General features: G+C 48.4%; 18 protein-coding genes and 1 tRNA gene. 6 read left to right on the forward strand and 13 right to left on the reverse strand.

All coding sequences use genetic code 11. From position 1 onward, the window contains the following. Positions 1-79: 79 nt before the first annotated feature. The 11 genes from flgJ to AC3AP5_RS08995 all read right to left on the reverse strand — a co-directional run bounded on the left by flgJ (position 80) and on the right by AC3AP5_RS08995 (position 9389). Positions 80-1057, reverse strand: coding sequence for a flagellar assembly peptidoglycan hydrolase FlgJ (flgJ, locus tag AC3AP5_RS08945; RefSeq protein ID WP_272977878.1), 978 nt, complete (start codon positions 1055-1057; stop codon positions 80-82). After that, entirely contained in the window at positions 1038-2138 is a 1101-nt protein-coding gene (locus AC3AP5_RS08950; protein ID WP_006954856.1) for a flagellar basal body P-ring protein FlgI, read from the reverse strand. The genes flgJ and AC3AP5_RS08950 overlap by 20 nt, the downstream gene beginning before the upstream one ends. Before the next feature lie 18 nt (positions 2139-2156). Beyond that, the gene (gene flgH, locus AC3AP5_RS08955) at positions 2157-2831 is read right to left on the reverse strand and encodes a flagellar basal body L-ring protein FlgH (protein ID WP_006954855.1); all 675 of its coding nucleotides are present in this window, start codon (positions 2829-2831) and stop codon (positions 2157-2159) included. A gap of 14 nt (positions 2832-2845) precedes the next feature. Beyond that, positions 2846-3634, reverse strand: coding sequence for a flagellar basal-body rod protein FlgG (gene flgG / locus AC3AP5_RS08960; RefSeq protein WP_006954854.1), 789 nt, complete (start codon positions 3632-3634; stop codon positions 2846-2848). Between the two features lie 21 nt (positions 3635-3655). After that, on the reverse strand, positions 3656-4399 hold the full coding sequence (gene flgF, locus AC3AP5_RS08965; RefSeq protein ID WP_006954853.1) for a flagellar basal-body rod protein FlgF: 744 nt from the start codon (positions 4397-4399) through the stop codon (positions 3656-3658). A 151-nt stretch (positions 4400-4550) separates the two neighbouring features. Then, complete coding sequence (gene flgE / locus AC3AP5_RS08970) at positions 4551-5951, reverse strand: flagellar hook protein FlgE (RefSeq protein WP_006954852.1); 1401 nt, start codon at positions 5949-5951, stop codon at positions 4551-4553. 15 nt (positions 5952-5966) lie between these two features. Continuing rightward, positions 5967-6650: a flagellar hook assembly protein FlgD gene (locus AC3AP5_RS08975; protein WP_006954851.1), complete on the reverse strand. Its 684-nt coding sequence runs from the start codon at positions 6648-6650 to the stop codon at positions 5967-5969. A gap of 13 nt (positions 6651-6663) precedes the next feature. Then, positions 6664-7116 carry a flagellar basal body rod protein FlgC gene (gene flgC / locus AC3AP5_RS08980; RefSeq protein WP_006954850.1) on the reverse strand — a complete coding sequence of 151 codons (453 nt, stop codon included), beginning with the start codon at positions 7114-7116 and terminating at the stop codon, positions 6664-6666. A 10-nt stretch (positions 7117-7126) separates the two neighbouring features. Continuing rightward, the gene (gene flgB, locus AC3AP5_RS08985) at positions 7127-7531 is read right to left on the reverse strand and encodes a flagellar basal body rod protein FlgB (RefSeq protein ID WP_006954849.1); all 405 of its coding nucleotides are present in this window, start codon (positions 7529-7531) and stop codon (positions 7127-7129) included. Between the two features lie 54 nt (positions 7532-7585). Further along, positions 7586-8425 carry a CheR family methyltransferase gene (locus AC3AP5_RS08990; protein WP_487326552.1) on the reverse strand — a complete coding sequence of 280 codons (840 nt, stop codon included), beginning with the start codon at positions 8423-8425 and terminating at the stop codon, positions 7586-7588. Positions 8426-8441: 16 nt separating this feature from the next. After that, complete coding sequence (locus AC3AP5_RS08995; RefSeq protein WP_040487708.1) at positions 8442-9389, reverse strand: chemotaxis protein; 948 nt, start codon at positions 9387-9389, stop codon at positions 8442-8444. Positions 9390-9548: 159 nt separating this feature from the next. On the opposite strand from AC3AP5_RS08995, the gene flgA reads away from it, so the two are divergent. The 6 genes from flgA (at position 9549) to AC3AP5_RS09025 (ending at position 13015) form a co-directional block, all read left to right on the forward strand. Beyond that, positions 9549-10250: a flagellar basal body P-ring formation chaperone FlgA gene (flgA, locus tag AC3AP5_RS09000; RefSeq protein ID WP_006954846.1), complete on the forward strand. Its 702-nt coding sequence runs from the start codon at positions 9549-9551 to the stop codon at positions 10248-10250. Between the two features lie 93 nt (positions 10251-10343). Beyond that, complete coding sequence (flgM, locus tag AC3AP5_RS09005) at positions 10344-10679, forward strand: flagellar biosynthesis anti-sigma factor FlgM (protein ID WP_006954845.1); 336 nt, start codon at positions 10344-10346, stop codon at positions 10677-10679. 17 nt (positions 10680-10696) lie between these two features. Further along, entirely contained in the window at positions 10697-11101 is a 405-nt protein-coding gene (flgN, locus tag AC3AP5_RS09010; protein ID WP_487326553.1) for a flagellar export chaperone FlgN, read from the forward strand. Between the two features lie 63 nt (positions 11102-11164). Further along, positions 11165-11632 (forward strand): LPP20 family lipoprotein, encoded by a 468-nt coding sequence (locus AC3AP5_RS09015; protein WP_272977877.1) that lies wholly within the window; start codon positions 11165-11167, stop codon positions 11630-11632. Positions 11633-11698: 66 nt separating this feature from the next. Next, positions 11699-12883, forward strand: a complete 1185-nt coding sequence (locus tag AC3AP5_RS09020) for a flagella assembly protein FlgT (RefSeq protein WP_006954842.1) — start codon at positions 11699-11701, stop codon at positions 12881-12883. Positions 12884-12938: 55 nt separating this feature from the next. Further along, positions 12939-13015: transfer RNA gene (locus AC3AP5_RS09025), tRNA-Arg, on the forward strand. An 11-nt stretch (positions 13016-13026) separates the two neighbouring features. Here AC3AP5_RS09025 and AC3AP5_RS09030 read toward each other — a convergent pair. Continuing rightward, positions 13027-14640: an EAL domain-containing protein gene (locus AC3AP5_RS09030; RefSeq protein WP_487326554.1), complete on the reverse strand. Its 1614-nt coding sequence runs from the start codon at positions 14638-14640 to the stop codon at positions 13027-13029. Positions 14641-14856: 216 nt separating this feature from the next. Continuing rightward, complete coding sequence (locus AC3AP5_RS09035) at positions 14857-15642, reverse strand: sterol desaturase family protein (RefSeq protein ID WP_487326555.1); 786 nt, start codon at positions 15640-15642, stop codon at positions 14857-14859. Between the last annotated feature and the right edge of the window lie 2 nt (positions 15643-15644).

Below are 15644 nucleotides of genomic sequence, written 5' to 3' on the forward strand. Positions count from 1 at the left end.
TACTTCGTCTATTACGGTTATCGACAAAAACAGCAAAAAGTTAAGTGTAAAATTACGTAAAGCGGCAATGAGTTGCCGCTTATAACCGTTGCATAATGGACTTAACCTTGTTGGCGTAGTTAGGATCCGTTGCATAGCCCGCGCTCTGTAATTGCTCGATATATTGGGCGGGATCCTCGGCCGCTGCGACGGCTTGTTGATAACGCGGATGTTCTGTTATGAAACTAGCATAATCGTGTAAACTTTGCTCAATATTTTGGTAACTACGAAATGCCGCGCGTTGCTTGTTGGCTTGGTGGCCATCAAACTCTAAGGTGTTTACATGCGACTGTTCGCCTTGCCAACGACTATCAGCCTTAATATTAAACAGATTATTACTCGAGCCGCCATGCCGTCCCGGTACCATGCGCTGTCCCCAGCCTGTTTCTAACGCCGCTTGAGCGATCAATGCTTTGGCGGGTAAGCCGGTTTCTTTGGCAACCGCTTCGGCTTGTGGTCTTAAAGCATCGATGAAGTCATTTTGGCTGGAAATGTGTTGTGCTTGATCACCAATATTGAGTGTATTCACCCGGGTGTCTCCGTAAAACAACCCGACAGGACGCCCGCCTTGGTCACTTAAGCGAGTGGAGCGATTATTCACGACCGCGGCTCTTGGGTCATCGAGTTTTGCGCCAACCCGTTGCTGCGTATCAAATCCACCTTGCTTGCTCAGTTGCTGAACCATGAGATCCGCGAGTCCGAGTGACCCCTGATTTGATAACTCTGACGTGAGTTGTTGGTCATACATGTCGCGGTACATCTTTGTGTAGCGGCTATTGAGCATGTTGCCTTCCGCAAACACATCGTTGGCTTTACGCATGCTTCCCATGACCATGTTTAAGAAAATCGCTTCGAACTGTTTCGCCGCCTCGCGCAGGGCTTGCTCTTTGTCGTCACCAAAGGCTTGTTCACGAAGACTGTCGAGCGCGTGGTTATCGAGCACGGCTCCAGTACCTTGCGCTTTGGGCGCAAGGTCATACAAGCGAGTGGCGTCGGTATTAAATAACGATGAGCTCACCGGAAATAGCTCCTGCTTGCTTTAAGGCTTCCAGTACGGCGATTATATCACCAGGGGCCGCGCCGACTTGATTTACAGCTCGCACCAAATCGTTCAGTGTGGTGCCTGGGTTAAACACAAACATCCGCGCATCTTCCTGCTGTATATCGACCACACTCTGTGGGGTGACCGCTGTATCACCTTGACCAAACGGATTGGGCTGGTCGACTTGCATGTCCTCGGTGATAGTCACTTGCATGTTGCCATGTGCCACCGCGGCTGGACGTAACTCCACGTTTTGACCCACTACGATCGTGCCCGTGCGTGCGTTGATTATAATTTTCGCTGCCGCCATCGCTTGTTCAACTTGCAAGTTTTCAAGCGTTGACATGTAGCTCACTCGTTGACTTAAATCGCGCGGTGCTTTAACACGAATCGACGTTGCATCAATGGCTTGCGCCATGCCCTCACCCACTAAACCATTGATCGTGTTAGCGACACGTTTGGCCGTGGTAAAATCGGAGTCATGCAGATTAAAGGTAAAGTAGTCGCCTTGCGCAAATGCGGTGGGGATCTCACGCTCGACAATAGCGCCGCCTGGAATACGGCCGACGGTAGGCGTATTGATTACAATTTTAGAACCATCGCTGCCCTCTGCACCCAAGCCGCCAACAATGAGGCTACCCTGCGCAACAGCATAGACTTCACCGTTGGCGCCTTTCAAAAAGGTTTGCAATAGCGTGCCGCCGGTTAAGCTGTCAGCGCTCCCCACAGAGGATACGGTGACGTCGATTTTTTGACCCGGTTTGGCAAATGCGGGAATTTCGGCATGCACAGCTACCGCCGCCACGTTATTAATTTTTGGACGCTGACCTTGGGGTACGTTGATACCAAAGTTGCCGAGCATGGTTCGGAACGTCTGATCGGTAAAAGGTGTTTGCTCACCCGTACCGGGTAGACCCACCACTAAGCCATAGCCGATAAGTTGGTTTGAACGAATGCCTGCGACAGAGGCAATATCTTTGATGCGTGATGCTTGCACTGGCAGCACTAACTGACCCATGATGGCAAGTCCAAGTAACATCACTTTAAGAAAGTTCACAGCGCGTCTCCTTATCCGTTAAAACGGCCAATAACTGCTGTTAAAGAAACGAGTGAGCCAGCCTTGCTCTTGAGTCGAAGCCAGACTACCAGTGCCACTGTATTCGATACGCGCGTTCGCCACGCGAGTAGACGGAATGGTGTTATCAGCGCTGACATCTTGTGGGCGAATAATACCCGTCAACCGGATATACTCGTCACCGGTGTTAATGCGTAACCATTTCTCGCCACGCACAATTAGGTTACCGTTCGCCAGCGTTCGAATCACGGTCACAGTAATCTCGCCTGATAGTCTATTGCTCTGGTCAGCGGTTGCATCACCGGTAAAATCGCGCGTTCCTCCTAGGTTGGCAGAAATGGGGTTGCCATTAATGGTCGCCGCTTGCCCAAGGATCGTAGGTACCGGTAGGTCAACATTACTCTCCTTCGTGGTCTGTGCGTTCGCCGATTTACTCGCCGTCGTACGCTCTTGAAGGGTAACCGTAATAATGTCGCCTAATCGACGCGCTTTTATGTCTGAATACATATTATCGGAGTACTGCGCTTGATACAGTGAACCCGTCGGTACGACCGGTTCTGCTCGTTCCTCGGGCAGTACGGGCGCGTAGTATGGGTCATTCGGCATCGGTGCTGGCTGGTTGCTACTGCAAGCAGCCAATGTCACTAAAACCCCGGCCATGATAATCAGGCGCATACTCACCTCCACCGTTATAACTGCTGATTAATGTAGCTCAACATTTGGTCCACCGATGAAATGACTTTTGAATTCATCTCGTAGCCCCGTTGCGCTTCAATAAGATTAACCAGTTCTTCTGTGACGTTCACATTCGATGTTTCTAGCATTCCCTGACGCACATTACCGACACCATCGACACCGGGCACGGACTCTTGTGGTGCGCCGCTGACTGCGGTTTCTTTATAGAGGTTTTGTCCGATGGGCTCGAGGCCCGCGGGATTAATAAAGCTGGCTAGGTTCAACTGACCGATAACAGCGTTTTGCGCATTACCAGGCTGACGTACGGTGACTTCCCCTTCCTGTGAGATACTTAGTGAGATAGCGTCTTCTGGGATCTGAATCTGAGGTTCAATAGGATAACCGTTGCCCGAGGTAACCAGAGTCCCCTCCTCGTTTACTGAGAACTGACCATTACGTGTGTAGGATAAGGTTCCATCGGGCATCAATACTTGGAAGAACCCCTTGCCATTGATCATCACGTCGAGTGAGTTATCGGTCGTCTGGACATTACCTTGCGTATGCGATTTTTGGGTTGCTACGACTTTAGTACCAGCACCGAGCATCAAGCCATTGGGGAGTTCTACGTCCTGCGCTGATTGGCCGCCTGGTTGATTAATATTTTGATAGAGTAGATCTTCGAAAATCGCGCGGCTTTTTTTAAAGCCCACGGTACTGGCGTTTGCTAAGTTATTCGAAATCACCGAAATGTCGCGCTGTTGTGCGTCGAGTCCGGTTTTACTAATCCATAATGCGGGGTTCATAATCTATCTCCTCGACACGCGTTAGCTCATGCGCATCAATGTTGCTGAACGCTGAGCGTTCTCATCAGCGGTTTTCATCATTTTGACGTTCATTTCATATTGGCGCTGAAGCGCTATCATGCTCGTCATTTCACCAATTGCATTGACGTTGCTTCCCTCTAACGCCCCCACCTCAAGTTTGACGTTAGCGTCCGCCAGCGCTTGCTGACCGTCTTTTAATGCAAAGTATCCATCCGTGGTCTTTTCAACATTGTTAAGCGGCGGGTTAACCAATTTGATTCGATCAACAATTTCATTCGCGTCTTCCGGTGCACCTTGTGGGCGAATCGAGATATTGCCATTGCGACCAATGGTGAGCGAGTCAATCGGCATTGGAATGAGAACTGGACCGGCGTCGCCCATGACAGGATCACCTGATGAAGTACGCAACATTCCGCCAGCGTCAATTTCTAAACTCCCGTTGCGGGTGTAGCGCTCGTTACCATTGGCATCCTGTACCGCTATCCAGCCTTGGCCGTTGATAGCCACGTCAAGATTACGTCCCGTAGTGCGAATCGGGCCTTCGGCAAAATTTTGCCCCGGGCTTTCTGTCATCGAAAAGACCCGCGTTGGCAGTCCTTCACCAAAGGCCTGCATTGAGCGAGCTTGCTCTAGATCTGCTTTAAATCCAGTGGTGTTGGTGTTAGCCAAATTGTTGGCGCGTACCGAGACTGCTTTCATGTTCTCGTTAGCACCACTCATGGCAATCCACAGCATTTTATCCATCGCTGACCTCCAGCCAAAAATTTGTCATCTGGGTACTAGCTATGCAGAGTTCGTGCCAAAACAGAGGCATTCCCTACAAAATAGGTGGTCAACATAAAAAAAGGCTTGCCGAAGCAAGCCTTACTGTATGCTCTCAAGCCTTCGTCATTGATTAACGAATCTGTAAGATGTTCTGTTGCAAGCTGTTATTGATTTCAAGCGAACGTGAGTTTGCTTGGAAATTACGCTGTGCAGAAATCAGATCAACCAATTCTTTGGTCAAATCAACGTTTGAGTTTTCGAGTGCCGAAGCTTCGATGGTGCCAAATACGCCTGAGTTTGCTTCACCCGAGGTCGCGATACCTGACGACTGACTTTCTGACCAAGACGCATCACCGAGCTGGGTCAAACCCTGTTCGTTGGCAAAACGCACTAACGCTACTTTGCCTAAGTATTGGACGTCACCGTTTGAGTAGCTCGCTGAAATCAGGCCGTCTTCCGCAATGTCGATGTTGGTTAAACGACCGACCGTTGTACCATCTTGTTCAAGTAGGTTGACGCTAAAATCTGAAGCGAACTGAGTGGGCGCTGTGTCTCCGCCTTGATCGAGACGATCGCGGTAGAAGATCTGTACGTTTTGCGAGGTATCGGCGCCATTACTTAACACATTGGCTAGCGAGATGCTTGCCGGTGGGAAAGTATCACTGTCGAGGTTATAGCCGCCTGGATTTGGCACGCCCACCGGTGAACCGCTTTGGTCAAATACGATACGCTGGCTCGATACGGTATTATCAACACCATCGCCTGGTGAAGGCTCATAGCTTGGTGCACCGGTATAACCTTGTGATGGATTGGTGTCGACCATTTGACCATCGACTGTATTGTAAACATCCCACACGTTTTCCTGACCGCCGACATCTGCCGCGTTACGTTTTACATAGTAGGTTGTCATCACATGCGACTCACCTAAGGAGTCATAAATCGTGGTTGAGGTGGACGAGGTGTACGACGTCGGATCCTCTGGATTAAACCCATTGCTAACATCAATACCTGGTGCACGCGCATCAAGGTTAAATGATTGGTATTGGTTTTCGGTCGCTGACGGTGCACCTGCTGAATCGGGAATACGGATCGGTCCGGATGCGGCAAGTGACGTTGATTGAGTTGCGCCGCTGGCACTATCGACTGGGAAGCCATGCAAAAACCGGCCTTGGTTGTTAACGATGTAGCTGTCATCGTTAAGTTTAAATGCGCCGGCACGAGTGTAGGTAAAGTCTTGCTGAGCGATACCTGATGTGGTCGCGAAGAAGCCATTACCGCTTATCGCCATATCCAGTGAGTTCTGGGTAAAGTTAAGCGTGCCCTGACTGAACTGTTGCGCAACAGAGGCGGTCGCAGAACCGTTACCGGTCTGTTGGTCGGAGCCACTGAAAATATTGTTGGCAAAGACGTCGGCGAACTCTGCGCGCGAACCTTTAAAGCCAGTCGTACGAACGTTCGCCACGTTGTTCGCGGTGACATCCAGATCTTTTTGAGCGGATGAAATCCCGCTAAGTGCTATATTGAATGACATAAGTCACCTCGCTTGTTAGCTTATCTCTGAAACTTGATTAAATTTGATGCCGCCTAGGCCTTTGAGGTTAAGTACAACCCCCTCGCCGTTGCCCATGCTGACGCTTTGAACTTTGGCACGCATTTGTAATGGCACTTCGACCCGCTCACCCCCCATCGTGCTTTGTGCTGTCATGCTATACACGCCTTCGGGGACCGGTTCGCCTGCTGAGTTAGTGCCATCCCAGCTAAAGTCATGAAGCCCTTGCGACATATCGCCGAGGTCAATGACATCAACCACCTGACCCACTTTATCCTTGATGGTGACCTTCGTCCCATAGCCGGATTGCTCAAGCGCAATGGCGCCGGTCGCAGTTCCGCCCGACTCAACAAAGGTTTTGTTGGATGGCACCAGCACATCGCGGCCCACCATGGTCGATGCCTGCAGCGCCTGATTTGAACTCATGTTTTGGGTAAACTGAGTAAACTGACTGGAAAGCTGACTAATGCCTTCGGCCATTGAGAAGCTCGTCATCTGTGAGATCATTTGATCATTGTCGACGGGCTTCGTCGGGTCTTGCATGTTGAGCTGTTCGGTCAGTAGCTTAAAAAAGTCCTCCTGCTCGAGCTTTTGCTGTTCCGACGGGTCCGCGGCTTCCGCCCCTTCTTCTCGTCGCCAGCGCATGCTATCGATATAGGAGTTATTGCTTACACCGTCCATCGGTTATCTCCTGTTAGCCTTGACCTAAGCGCAACAAGCGCTGAGTCATGGTTTTTGCAGTATCCGCAACTTGTACGTTCGTTTGGTACGAGCGCGAGGCGGAAATCATGTTTGCCATTTCTTCCATCGTGTTGACGTTGGAGCGATAGATGTACCCGTTTTTATCCGCCATCGGATGGTTAGGGGCGTATTCGATTTGCAGCGGTTTATCGCTTTCCACGACGCCTAAGACCTTGACTCCTGCCGACTGACCGGCTTGAGTTTGATTGGTCAGCTCGGTGCCGTGGTACTTGCCACTTGCATCCGATAGTGCTGCCGCAAAGATCGGGCTTCGCGCGCGGTAGGTTTCGTCGATACTGCTGCTTACCGAGTTGGCATTCGCTAAATTGCTGGCGGTTGTATTTAAGCGCACGGACTGTGCGCTCATTGCCGATCCACTGATGTTAAAAATATTGAATAGACTCATGGGTTAGTTCCTATGCTTGACCACTGCCTAACGCTTTTTTGACACCACTGATCTTGCCGTTGAGGAAGTTCATGGTCATTTCGTATTCCAATGCGTTTTTGGCATACAAGTTTTGTTCCACTTGCACATCGACGGTGTTGCCATCACCGGTATCCGGTTGTGAAGGAACGCGGAACTTTTCTTGACCTTGTGGGCTGATTTCAACCGAAAAATGCTTTTCGTGGGTACGCGCGAGTGAGTGGCTCTGAATGCCACGTTGGGCTTGTGCTAGTGCTTGTTGAAAGTCGAGCCCCTTGGCTTTGTAGCCTGGGGTATCGGCGTTGGCAATGTTGTTTGCAATAAGCTCGGCGCGCTGGGTACGAATACCCAGCGTGTATTGCTGAATGCCGAGCAACTTATCCATGCTGAGTGCCATAATTTTGTCTCCCACGTATTAGGTGAGAAACATAATGCACGATTCATGCCAAGCTTAATTTTTGCGCTGGTATATAATGCCGGGGTTACAGCGGATCATGTCAAAGTCGTCAGTTAAGCCAGATATCGACTCAGACGCACCAAGAAACAAGTAGCCGTTAGGATTGAGGGATTGCTTAAATTGGGCAATGATTTGCCGTTTAATTGCCGCCGAAAAGTAAATCAATACATTTCGGCAAAAAATAACATCAAACTTGCCAAGCAAGGCATAGCTGTCGAGCAAGTTTAAATGACGAAACTGAACAAACTGCTTCACTTCATTTTTAAGTACGGCAACGCCGGGCTTAGCGCCGTCTTCAAAAAATCGCTTACGTCGTTCGGGAGATAAACCTCGGACGATAGCTAAACTGTCATATTCAGCTTTGGCACATTGTTCAAGTACCTTATTTGATATGTCAGTCGCAGTGATTTTAATCCCGCCTTTTAGCGCACCGGGGTTGCGCGCTTTATATTCGAGGTATGTCATCGCGATAGAATAAGGCTCTTGGCCGCTTGAACAAGCGGACGACCAAATTTTTAACGGCCTGGTTTCATTTTTATACACGTCGAAAATGCGATTGGCGAGGATTTCAAATGGGTAACTGTCTCGAAACCAGAGCGTTTCGTTAGTGGTCATTGCATCAATCACGGCGGATCGTAAAGCACGCTCGCTGATTTTCATTGAGCGTTTGACGAGTTCTGCCAGCGAGTCGATACTGAAGCGGCTCATCAACGGTGATAGCCGGCTTTTAACTAGATACAGTTTGTTGTCACCTAATACGATCCCGCATTGATGCTCTAAAAACTGTCTAAACTCTTGATACTCTGCTGTGTTGAGTTCTTTATTACTCGTCATTTACTGCATTAATCCATTAATCGACATCAGCGACAATATTCTCTTCATTGAGCCACTTTTTAACTGCCGAAGCGAGTTCATCCGGATGAAATTTAGCGATGAAATCGTCGGCACCGACTTTTTTAACCATCGCTTGGTTAAACACACCACTGAGCGACGTGTGTAGAATAACACGAACCGCAGCCAATTGGGGATCGGCTTTTATTTCTGCAGTTAAGGTGTAGCCATCCATAACAGGCATTTCGACATCGGAAACGATAACAGGAACATGTGGATGCACATCACCCGACACCTCTTGCGCTTTTTCTTTCAACCAATCCAACGCTTCTTTACCGTTCTTTTTAACTTCTAGTGGAATCTCCAATGATTCGAGCGCTCGCTTTATTTGTCCACGAGCCACTGCGGAATCATCGGTTATCAAAATCGTCAGGTTGTCTTTCGAGACATTAATCGGTTGATTTTTAACTTCGTCACTAACATCCGTATTGACTGGCGTGATGTCGGCTAGAATCCGTTCGACGTCAATAATCTCGACGAGCTTTTCTTCTATCTCGGTGACGGCCGTCAAATAAGCATCTCGCCCAGTACCCTTCGGCGGCGGCATGATGTTTTCCCAGTTGATATTGATAATACGATCAACGCCCCCGACCAGGAACCCCTGTACGGTCCGGTTGTACTCGGCAATGATAATAAAGCGATTTTCAACATCGGTAATTGCAGGTCCGCCAGTCGCCATACTCAAATCAATGATGGAGATCGCTTGTCCCCGAATATGCGCGACACCTCGCACGAGTCGATTACGGCGAGGAATCGATGTCAGGCGTGGACAGGGTAACACTTCGCGTACTTTAAATACGTTGATGCCAAACCGTTGATTTCCTGCTAATCGAAATAGCAGCAGTTCAAGGCGGTTTTGACCCACCATTTGTGTACGTTGATTCACCGAGTCGAGGATACTGGCCATGTGTGCTCCTGTTTGCCGCGCTTCATGCGCTGGCATGTTCTTTGCTTGCAATACCGTTAAGCGTCTTTCTCAGGCGGCTGTGTCAATCGATTGACGACTAAAACAACCCATTACGGTTGTTGTCGGCCTGAGTCACCAAAAACTTTAAACGGAGTTGGTATGATAGTACGAACCTTGCAGATAATCAGTTCGATTTTTCTCATATTGACCTCATCGGTCGCCATGGCGGATTCCGACACTTACAACTATAAACAGTTACAAGCCATGGCGGATAATTTTGTAAACCAACAAATTGTCCAACCCGATAGCGGTCGGGTTGAAGTTGTAGCGAATTCACTTGATCCACGTATGACGCCCAAACTGTGTGCCCACGAACCTCAAGTTGACTTCGCGCGTAACTCTTCTTTGGAACGTTATACCACGGTAGAAATTAAATGCCAGTCGCAACCGGCGTGGCGCACTTACGTGCCCGTCCGTATTTATCGCTACAAGACCGTTTGGGCAGCCGCGACCCCGATGCAACCGGGGCACTTAATTGCCGCCTCCGACTTAACCCAAGTGGAAGTCGATGTCAGTCAAGTTCGTGCTAACCTGTTTGAAGATAATCAGTTGCTGATTGGCTCGCGAACTAAGCGCCGAGTTGCGGCGGGTAAGGCCATTGAGGCGCGTGACACATGTCTTGTATGCGAGGGAGAACAGGTTACAATAGTGGCTAAGAGTAAAGCGTTAAAAATTACCGCGACGGGTGAAGCGCTTGCTGATGGCTTGCAAGGTGAGTCGGTTGCCGTGAAAAATGTCCGTTCAAACAAGTCGTTAGAGGCGATAGTGACCGGTTTAAACGAAGTTACCGTCAATTTGTAGGTAAATATACGTAGTTTTTTTATACTTTCAGCTAAAGTTATGTGTCGCGACGCCGATAGCAAATCGAGAACGTATAGTTAATGAGGTTTCATCATGGCAATCAATATCAACAATAACGGTGTTAAGAACAATACGATTGACACCAAACAGACACAACGTCAAGTGTCTAGCAACAGTAATGGTCAGACCGACAGCGCAACGCAAAAAAGTGCTGAGTCGGTGTCGTTGACATCGGAAGCGAAAAACATCAATGCTTTACAGGAAAAAGCAATGAACAGTAGCGGCATCGATCAAGCGAAAGTAGACCGCATTAAAGCGGCAATCGAAAACGGCTCCTATAAAGTAGACGTTGAGCGCCTAGCGTCAAAACTGGCACAGTTTGAGGGTGACTTATTCGGCGACTCCATTGATACTGATAAACAATCATAGGGCGCAGTAATACATTTATGTCTACCCCATTAACTGAAGTTCTCGATTTAATGACACAAACGCTCGAACAGTTGCGCGAGTGTCAGCACCATGAATTGACCGCCGTAGTTGAGCGCGAGCATGCGCGCGTAGCCGAATTGACAGAAATCAAATCGACGCTTGTTGAGCAACTACAAGAGTACGACGCATTTATCGCGCAACATCCTGATAAATCGTTACTTCAATCTGACGACGAGCTTGCTGCTCAAATGCGAACCATTAATGACTTACTGGCGCGTGTAAAACAGCAAAGCGATGTTAACGAGCAGGTTGTTAACCGCACACTCTCTAATATCGAGCAGCTTAAGCAAACGATTATTCGTCATGCCTCCCAAGCCCGCGGCGATACCGTCACTTACGATTCTAAAGGTCGTATTCGCTAAAGAATTCTACGCTGTTGCCGTTAACCTTTGTAATCATCCTTTATGGGTTCTAACGAGGTTTGTATGAAGCGGTCAGCATCAATTGCGTTCGTATTTTCTACGTTGGTGGCGCTATCCGGTTGTAGTTTAGTGCATGACCAACAATACGTTGAGTGGGAAACTAAAACACCCGATACTTTTCCTGTGTTAACGGCAACGGGGTTTGCCCCCATCGATGCGCAACCTGGCGAAACGCCTCAACATAAAGACCTCGCCGCAATGCGCGCATCCAAGCTCGAAGCCTATCGCGAGCTCGCCGAGCAAGTTTATGGTCAACGTATTTCCGGCAAGACCTCAGTGCAAAACTGGTCGCTGGGCAACGACCAATTTCAAGCATCGGTTGATGGTGTTATCCGCGGAGCTGAGGTCGTACGAACCTACACAGTAGGCGATTATTATGCCACTGAGCTGCGTCTTGATTTTGCGAAGGTGCATCAGTTGTACGAGAGTACGAGTCGTAAGCAAACCATTAAACGTGTGGTCTACTACTAATTCTGGTCTAATTCTTGCTTACTTTAATCACACAGCCCTTGAGGGTCATTGATTAAAGGTTTTTCTATGCTGCGTACGTTGATTATTGGCATTATCGTCGGAATTATGACACTCCCTGTGTTTGCCCGTGTCATTGAGGTGGAAGGTAGTGCTCGCATTGTGGGAGGAGATACTCAGGCAGCTCGGGATCAGGCGATTGAGAACGCACTCCAGCAAGCGTTGATGATGACCGGAAGTACGATTCGTTCGAATCAACTGGTTGTTAACGGTGTCATACAAAACCAAGAAACTGAACTCGCGGCTTCCGGAGAGCTTGAACGAGTTGAAGTCTTGCGTGAAGAAACCCGAGATGGTCGCGTATTCGTGCTCGTTCAAACCGAGATTTGGTCTAATCAGGACAGTTGTGCTGGTCAACGCTACAAAGCCGGTGTCACTATTGCCCCGTTCGAATTTTCGAATCGTGAACATGCTGCGTACGGACAGGTGTGGGACTTGGGTGAAGTGGCGGCTCAGCATCTTGCACGGGATATCGCTCGACAAAGCGAGCAACTTTTTGTCACTCATACATTAAAACGTCATGCCGGACTTCAGGCAGCACTGGATGGACTGAACTTAAATGAAGTCGGTCGTATCGGACGCCAGATTGGGTACGCCAATGACAGTCAATTTGTCATTTTAGGTATTTTTGACGACCTTTCGGTGACCGAAAACAACGCATTCTTGGGCGTGTTCGATCAGCAACCAACACGGCATTTTTCTCTCACCCTGTATTTGCTCGACGCAATGAGTGGCGAACTCATTACTCGCGCACGCGTCGAGGATGCTGAACCTTGGACGTTCTCGCGTAATGCTCAGGTTGATGTCGCGACTAATACGTTTTGGAACGCACCCTTTGGTGTCTCACTTGCCTCATCCTTAGAAGAGCTGGCGACAGGGATACAGATGCAAGTGCAGTGTAAACCCACCCGTGGTCGAGTTGTTTGGCATGATCGGCAAAAGATCCAGGTCAACCTGGGCTCATCGCATGGGGTGAAGGTCGGTGACACATTAAAGGTGGTTCATCCTAGCAACTATGTCGACGCGCAAGGACATTTTCGTCAGCGCTGGCAGGTTAGTCGTTTTACCGTTACGGTTGAACAGGTGCAGCCTGATAGTGCAGTCGCCTCTCTCGACAATACAGATGTATTAACCAATGTGCAGATTAACGATTGGGTGATCCCCGCCGTGTCGAAAAACACGAGTTCGAGATAGTGGTTGGCTGGAAAGCTTAATCTGAGTCTGGCATACTTTGCCAGCTCACTCGGTTGTCCCCGTAGCTCAGCAGGATAGAGCAGCCGCCTCCTAAGCGGCAGGTCGCAGGTTCGACTCCTGCCGGGGACGCCAGGTTTACTGAATTATTGATGACGCTTTGTTAAAAACTCAATGAGCGGCTCAAACCGCAGCGGCGTTGCTTCGAGGTAACCTTGCATAATGTCTGCCTGAAGTTTTTTGACCTCTGCCTTTTCCGATATTGTTTCCACGCCTTCAGCAACAATCTTAAGCCCTAGCTCATGAGACATACTGGTGATACCTCTCACTATCGCTTGATTTGCTTTATGGGTATCAATATCACGGATAAAACTACGGTCGAGCTTCACGTCCGAAATAGGCATTTGCGTGAGGTATCTCAAGTTTGAGAAGCCTGTACCGAAATCATCAAGCGCGATCGCGATTCCTTTATCGGCTAATTTGTCGAGCGTCGCGACAGCCGTTTGCGCGTTTCGTAACATCATTGATTCGGTGATTTCTAACTTAATATCACTGGGTTTGATGTTTGTCTCCAACATGACGCGCTCAAGTTGTTCGATGAAATCCGAACGTGAAATATGAACCGTTGAGATATTCACCGATACACGCGCTCCTTCAGCTAAGTAAGGCTTTATTTTGTGCCAATCACTAAAAGCCTGGCGCATGATCCAATAACTGAGCGGGATAATTTGGCCAGAACTCTCGAGGATGGGGATAAACTCGGCGGGCGATAAGCCGTCAATATCGGGATGGCGCCAGCGTACTAGTGCCTCGATGCCACAGACCGTCTCTGCTTCAAGGCAAATTTGAGGTTGATAGACCAAGTGAAATTGTTGTTTATCGAGACCTTTTTGTACGGTGTTGCGAATTAATAGTGCTCGGTTCACCTCATCATTGAGCGCTCTATCGAACCACTGGAAGGTGTTTCTGCCGGCGCGCTTAGCTTCAAACATGGCAATGTCGGCCTGCTGAATCATGATTTCTGCGCGTGCCGTGCGATCTTGACAATAGGTCAATCCAGCACTTGCGGTAATGTAGAGATCAGTACTGTCAATTTTATACGGCCGGGCCAGGTCATCAAGGATCCGTTGTGTCACGGTTGCTGCATCTTGGCGCGCTTCTAAACCGGTAAGAATAATTAGAAATTCATCACCGCTTAATCGCGTTAATGTATCGGAGTTTCGCAACTGATTCCGAATCCGCCCTGCCACGACTTGCAATAGCTTATCGCCCATTTCATGACCTAAGCTATCGTTGATCGCTTTGAATCCATCTAAATCAATAAATACAACCGCGGTCAGTGTTTTTTCACAGGCGTCTGATGAGCAGTGCCGCTGAAGACGTTTTATAAACTGATTACGGTTGGGTAATCCGGTTAATGGGTCATGCTGTGCCAAAAACGGCAAATGCTCAGTACCGCTTAACTTCATATTAAACGGGTGCAAATAAATCAAGAAGTGTTGCTCACCGTTATCGACCACGGCAATGGCGCAATAATAAATAGGCTGTCCGCTTATTTCATTGGGCTGAAAGGAACTTGAAAAAAACTGTTTATCATCATTTGGGAGGTGCACCCCAAGCTGCCTACCAATATCGACTTTATTTGCCAGTAGATCTTGAGCACCTTGGTTTGCGAACGTGACAATACGGTCGCTGTCGACAATGACGATGGCGATGCGACTATTATCAAAAATCTCATAACGCTCACACCTTTGGTGCATAAACTATTCCTTTAGCTCATTTTTTACACATGATTAAAGAGAGACTCACGACTATTTGCTTAATGTTTCTTAATTAATAGTAGCACTGTTTGTAATAGGCAACGCTAGTCTTAATATCATACTCATACGTTGTTTTTTTACTTAGAGTATCGTGTGTTTTAAACCTTCCTTGTTTTGCTATGAGTATCATGTTTATGAAAGCTTACGCAAGCGTTGCTAATTTTTGTAAAATGGGAGCTTTATTAACTCGATATAAGGTGTGTTCTGTTTTTCGTTGCGATACGCTTGTAAGCCAATATCGACGTGATCAGACCCCGCGCTCGCTCGATCGGTGTAACTACCAAATAGCCAGTCCCACCAGACTACACTGAAGCCATAATTACTATTCGTCTCGCGTTTAAGACTACTGTGATGAATACGGTGTAATTCTTGAGTAATAAGAATTTTACGTACAATCGATTCGAGCTTTGGAGGTAGCTGCACATTACCATGATTAAACAACGAGCAAGCGTTTAAAGTTATTTCGAATATCAGTACAGCACTCGCCGGTATACCCAGTAAGGTGATCGTGGCGGCTTTAATGGCCAAGCTGAGCAACATCTCAATCGGGTGAAAGCGCACCCCAGTAGTCACGTCAAAGTCTGGATCTGCGTGATGTACCCGATGCAAACGCCATAGCCATGGTATACGGTGGAACGCTCGATGTTGCCAATACAGTACAACATCCAGTGCAATTAGACCCAAAGCAATGGCGAGCCACAATGGTCGCTCAAATTGATTAAACACGCCCCAGTTGTTTTCAGTGACCCATAAAGCAATCCCTGTTAAGCCAACTGGAGCAACTAAGCGCATGAGCACACTGGATGTGAGGATCAGCGCAAGATGACTGCGCCAACGATGCCAGCGACTCACTCGCGCTACACGTTTAGGCTGTCTTGCTTCCCATAAAAGCATGAGTGCAAGTATACCGAGAAAAATGCTTAATCGAATCCATGTTTCCATCG

This window comes from Idiomarina sp. D18 (genome assembly GCF_057748155.1).

Excerpts from the sequence above, each read along its gene's own strand:
- flgB (WP_006954849.1), bottom strand. The coding sequence starts at position 7,531 with ATGGCACTCAGCATGGATAAGTTGCTCGGCATTCAGCAATACACGCTG.
- flgF (WP_006954853.1), bottom strand. The coding sequence starts at position 4,399 with ATGGATAAAATGCTGTGGATTGCCATGAGTGGTGCTAACGAGAACATG.
- flgH (WP_006954855.1), bottom strand. The coding sequence starts at position 2,831 with ATGCGCCTGATTATCATGGCCGGGGTTTTAGTGACATTGGCTGCTTGC.
- AC3AP5_RS09030 (WP_487326554.1), bottom strand. The coding sequence starts at position 14,640 with ATGCACCAAAGGTGTGAGCGTTATGAGATTTTTGATAATAGTCGCATC.
- AC3AP5_RS08990 (WP_487326552.1), bottom strand. The coding sequence starts at position 8,425 with ATGACGAGTAATAAAGAACTCAACACAGCAGAGTATCAAGAGTTTAGA.
- flgE (WP_006954852.1), bottom strand. The coding sequence starts at position 5,951 with ATGTCATTCAATATAGCACTTAGCGGGATTTCATCCGCTCAAAAAGAT.
- AC3AP5_RS08995 (WP_040487708.1), bottom strand. The coding sequence starts at position 9,389 with ATGGCCAGTATCCTCGACTCGGTGAATCAACGTACACAAATGGTGGGT.
- AC3AP5_RS09020 (WP_006954842.1), top strand. The coding sequence starts at position 11,699 with ATGCTGCGTACGTTGATTATTGGCATTATCGTCGGAATTATGACACTC.
- flgM (WP_006954845.1), top strand. The coding sequence starts at position 10,344 with ATGGCAATCAATATCAACAATAACGGTGTTAAGAACAATACGATTGAC.
- AC3AP5_RS09015 (WP_272977877.1), top strand. The coding sequence starts at position 11,165 with ATGAAGCGGTCAGCATCAATTGCGTTCGTATTTTCTACGTTGGTGGCG.
- AC3AP5_RS08975 (WP_006954851.1), bottom strand. The coding sequence starts at position 6,650 with ATGGACGGTGTAAGCAATAACTCCTATATCGATAGCATGCGCTGGCGA.
- flgA (WP_006954846.1), top strand. The coding sequence starts at position 9,549 with ATGATAGTACGAACCTTGCAGATAATCAGTTCGATTTTTCTCATATTG.
- AC3AP5_RS09035 (WP_487326555.1), bottom strand. The coding sequence starts at position 15,642 with ATGGAAACATGGATTCGATTAAGCATTTTTCTCGGTATACTTGCACTC.
- flgG (WP_006954854.1), bottom strand. The coding sequence starts at position 3,634 with ATGAACCCCGCATTATGGATTAGTAAAACCGGACTCGACGCACAACAG.
- flgC (WP_006954850.1), bottom strand. The coding sequence starts at position 7,116 with ATGAGTCTATTCAATATTTTTAACATCAGTGGATCGGCAATGAGCGCA.
- flgN (WP_487326553.1), top strand. The coding sequence starts at position 10,697 with ATGTCTACCCCATTAACTGAAGTTCTCGATTTAATGACACAAACGCTC.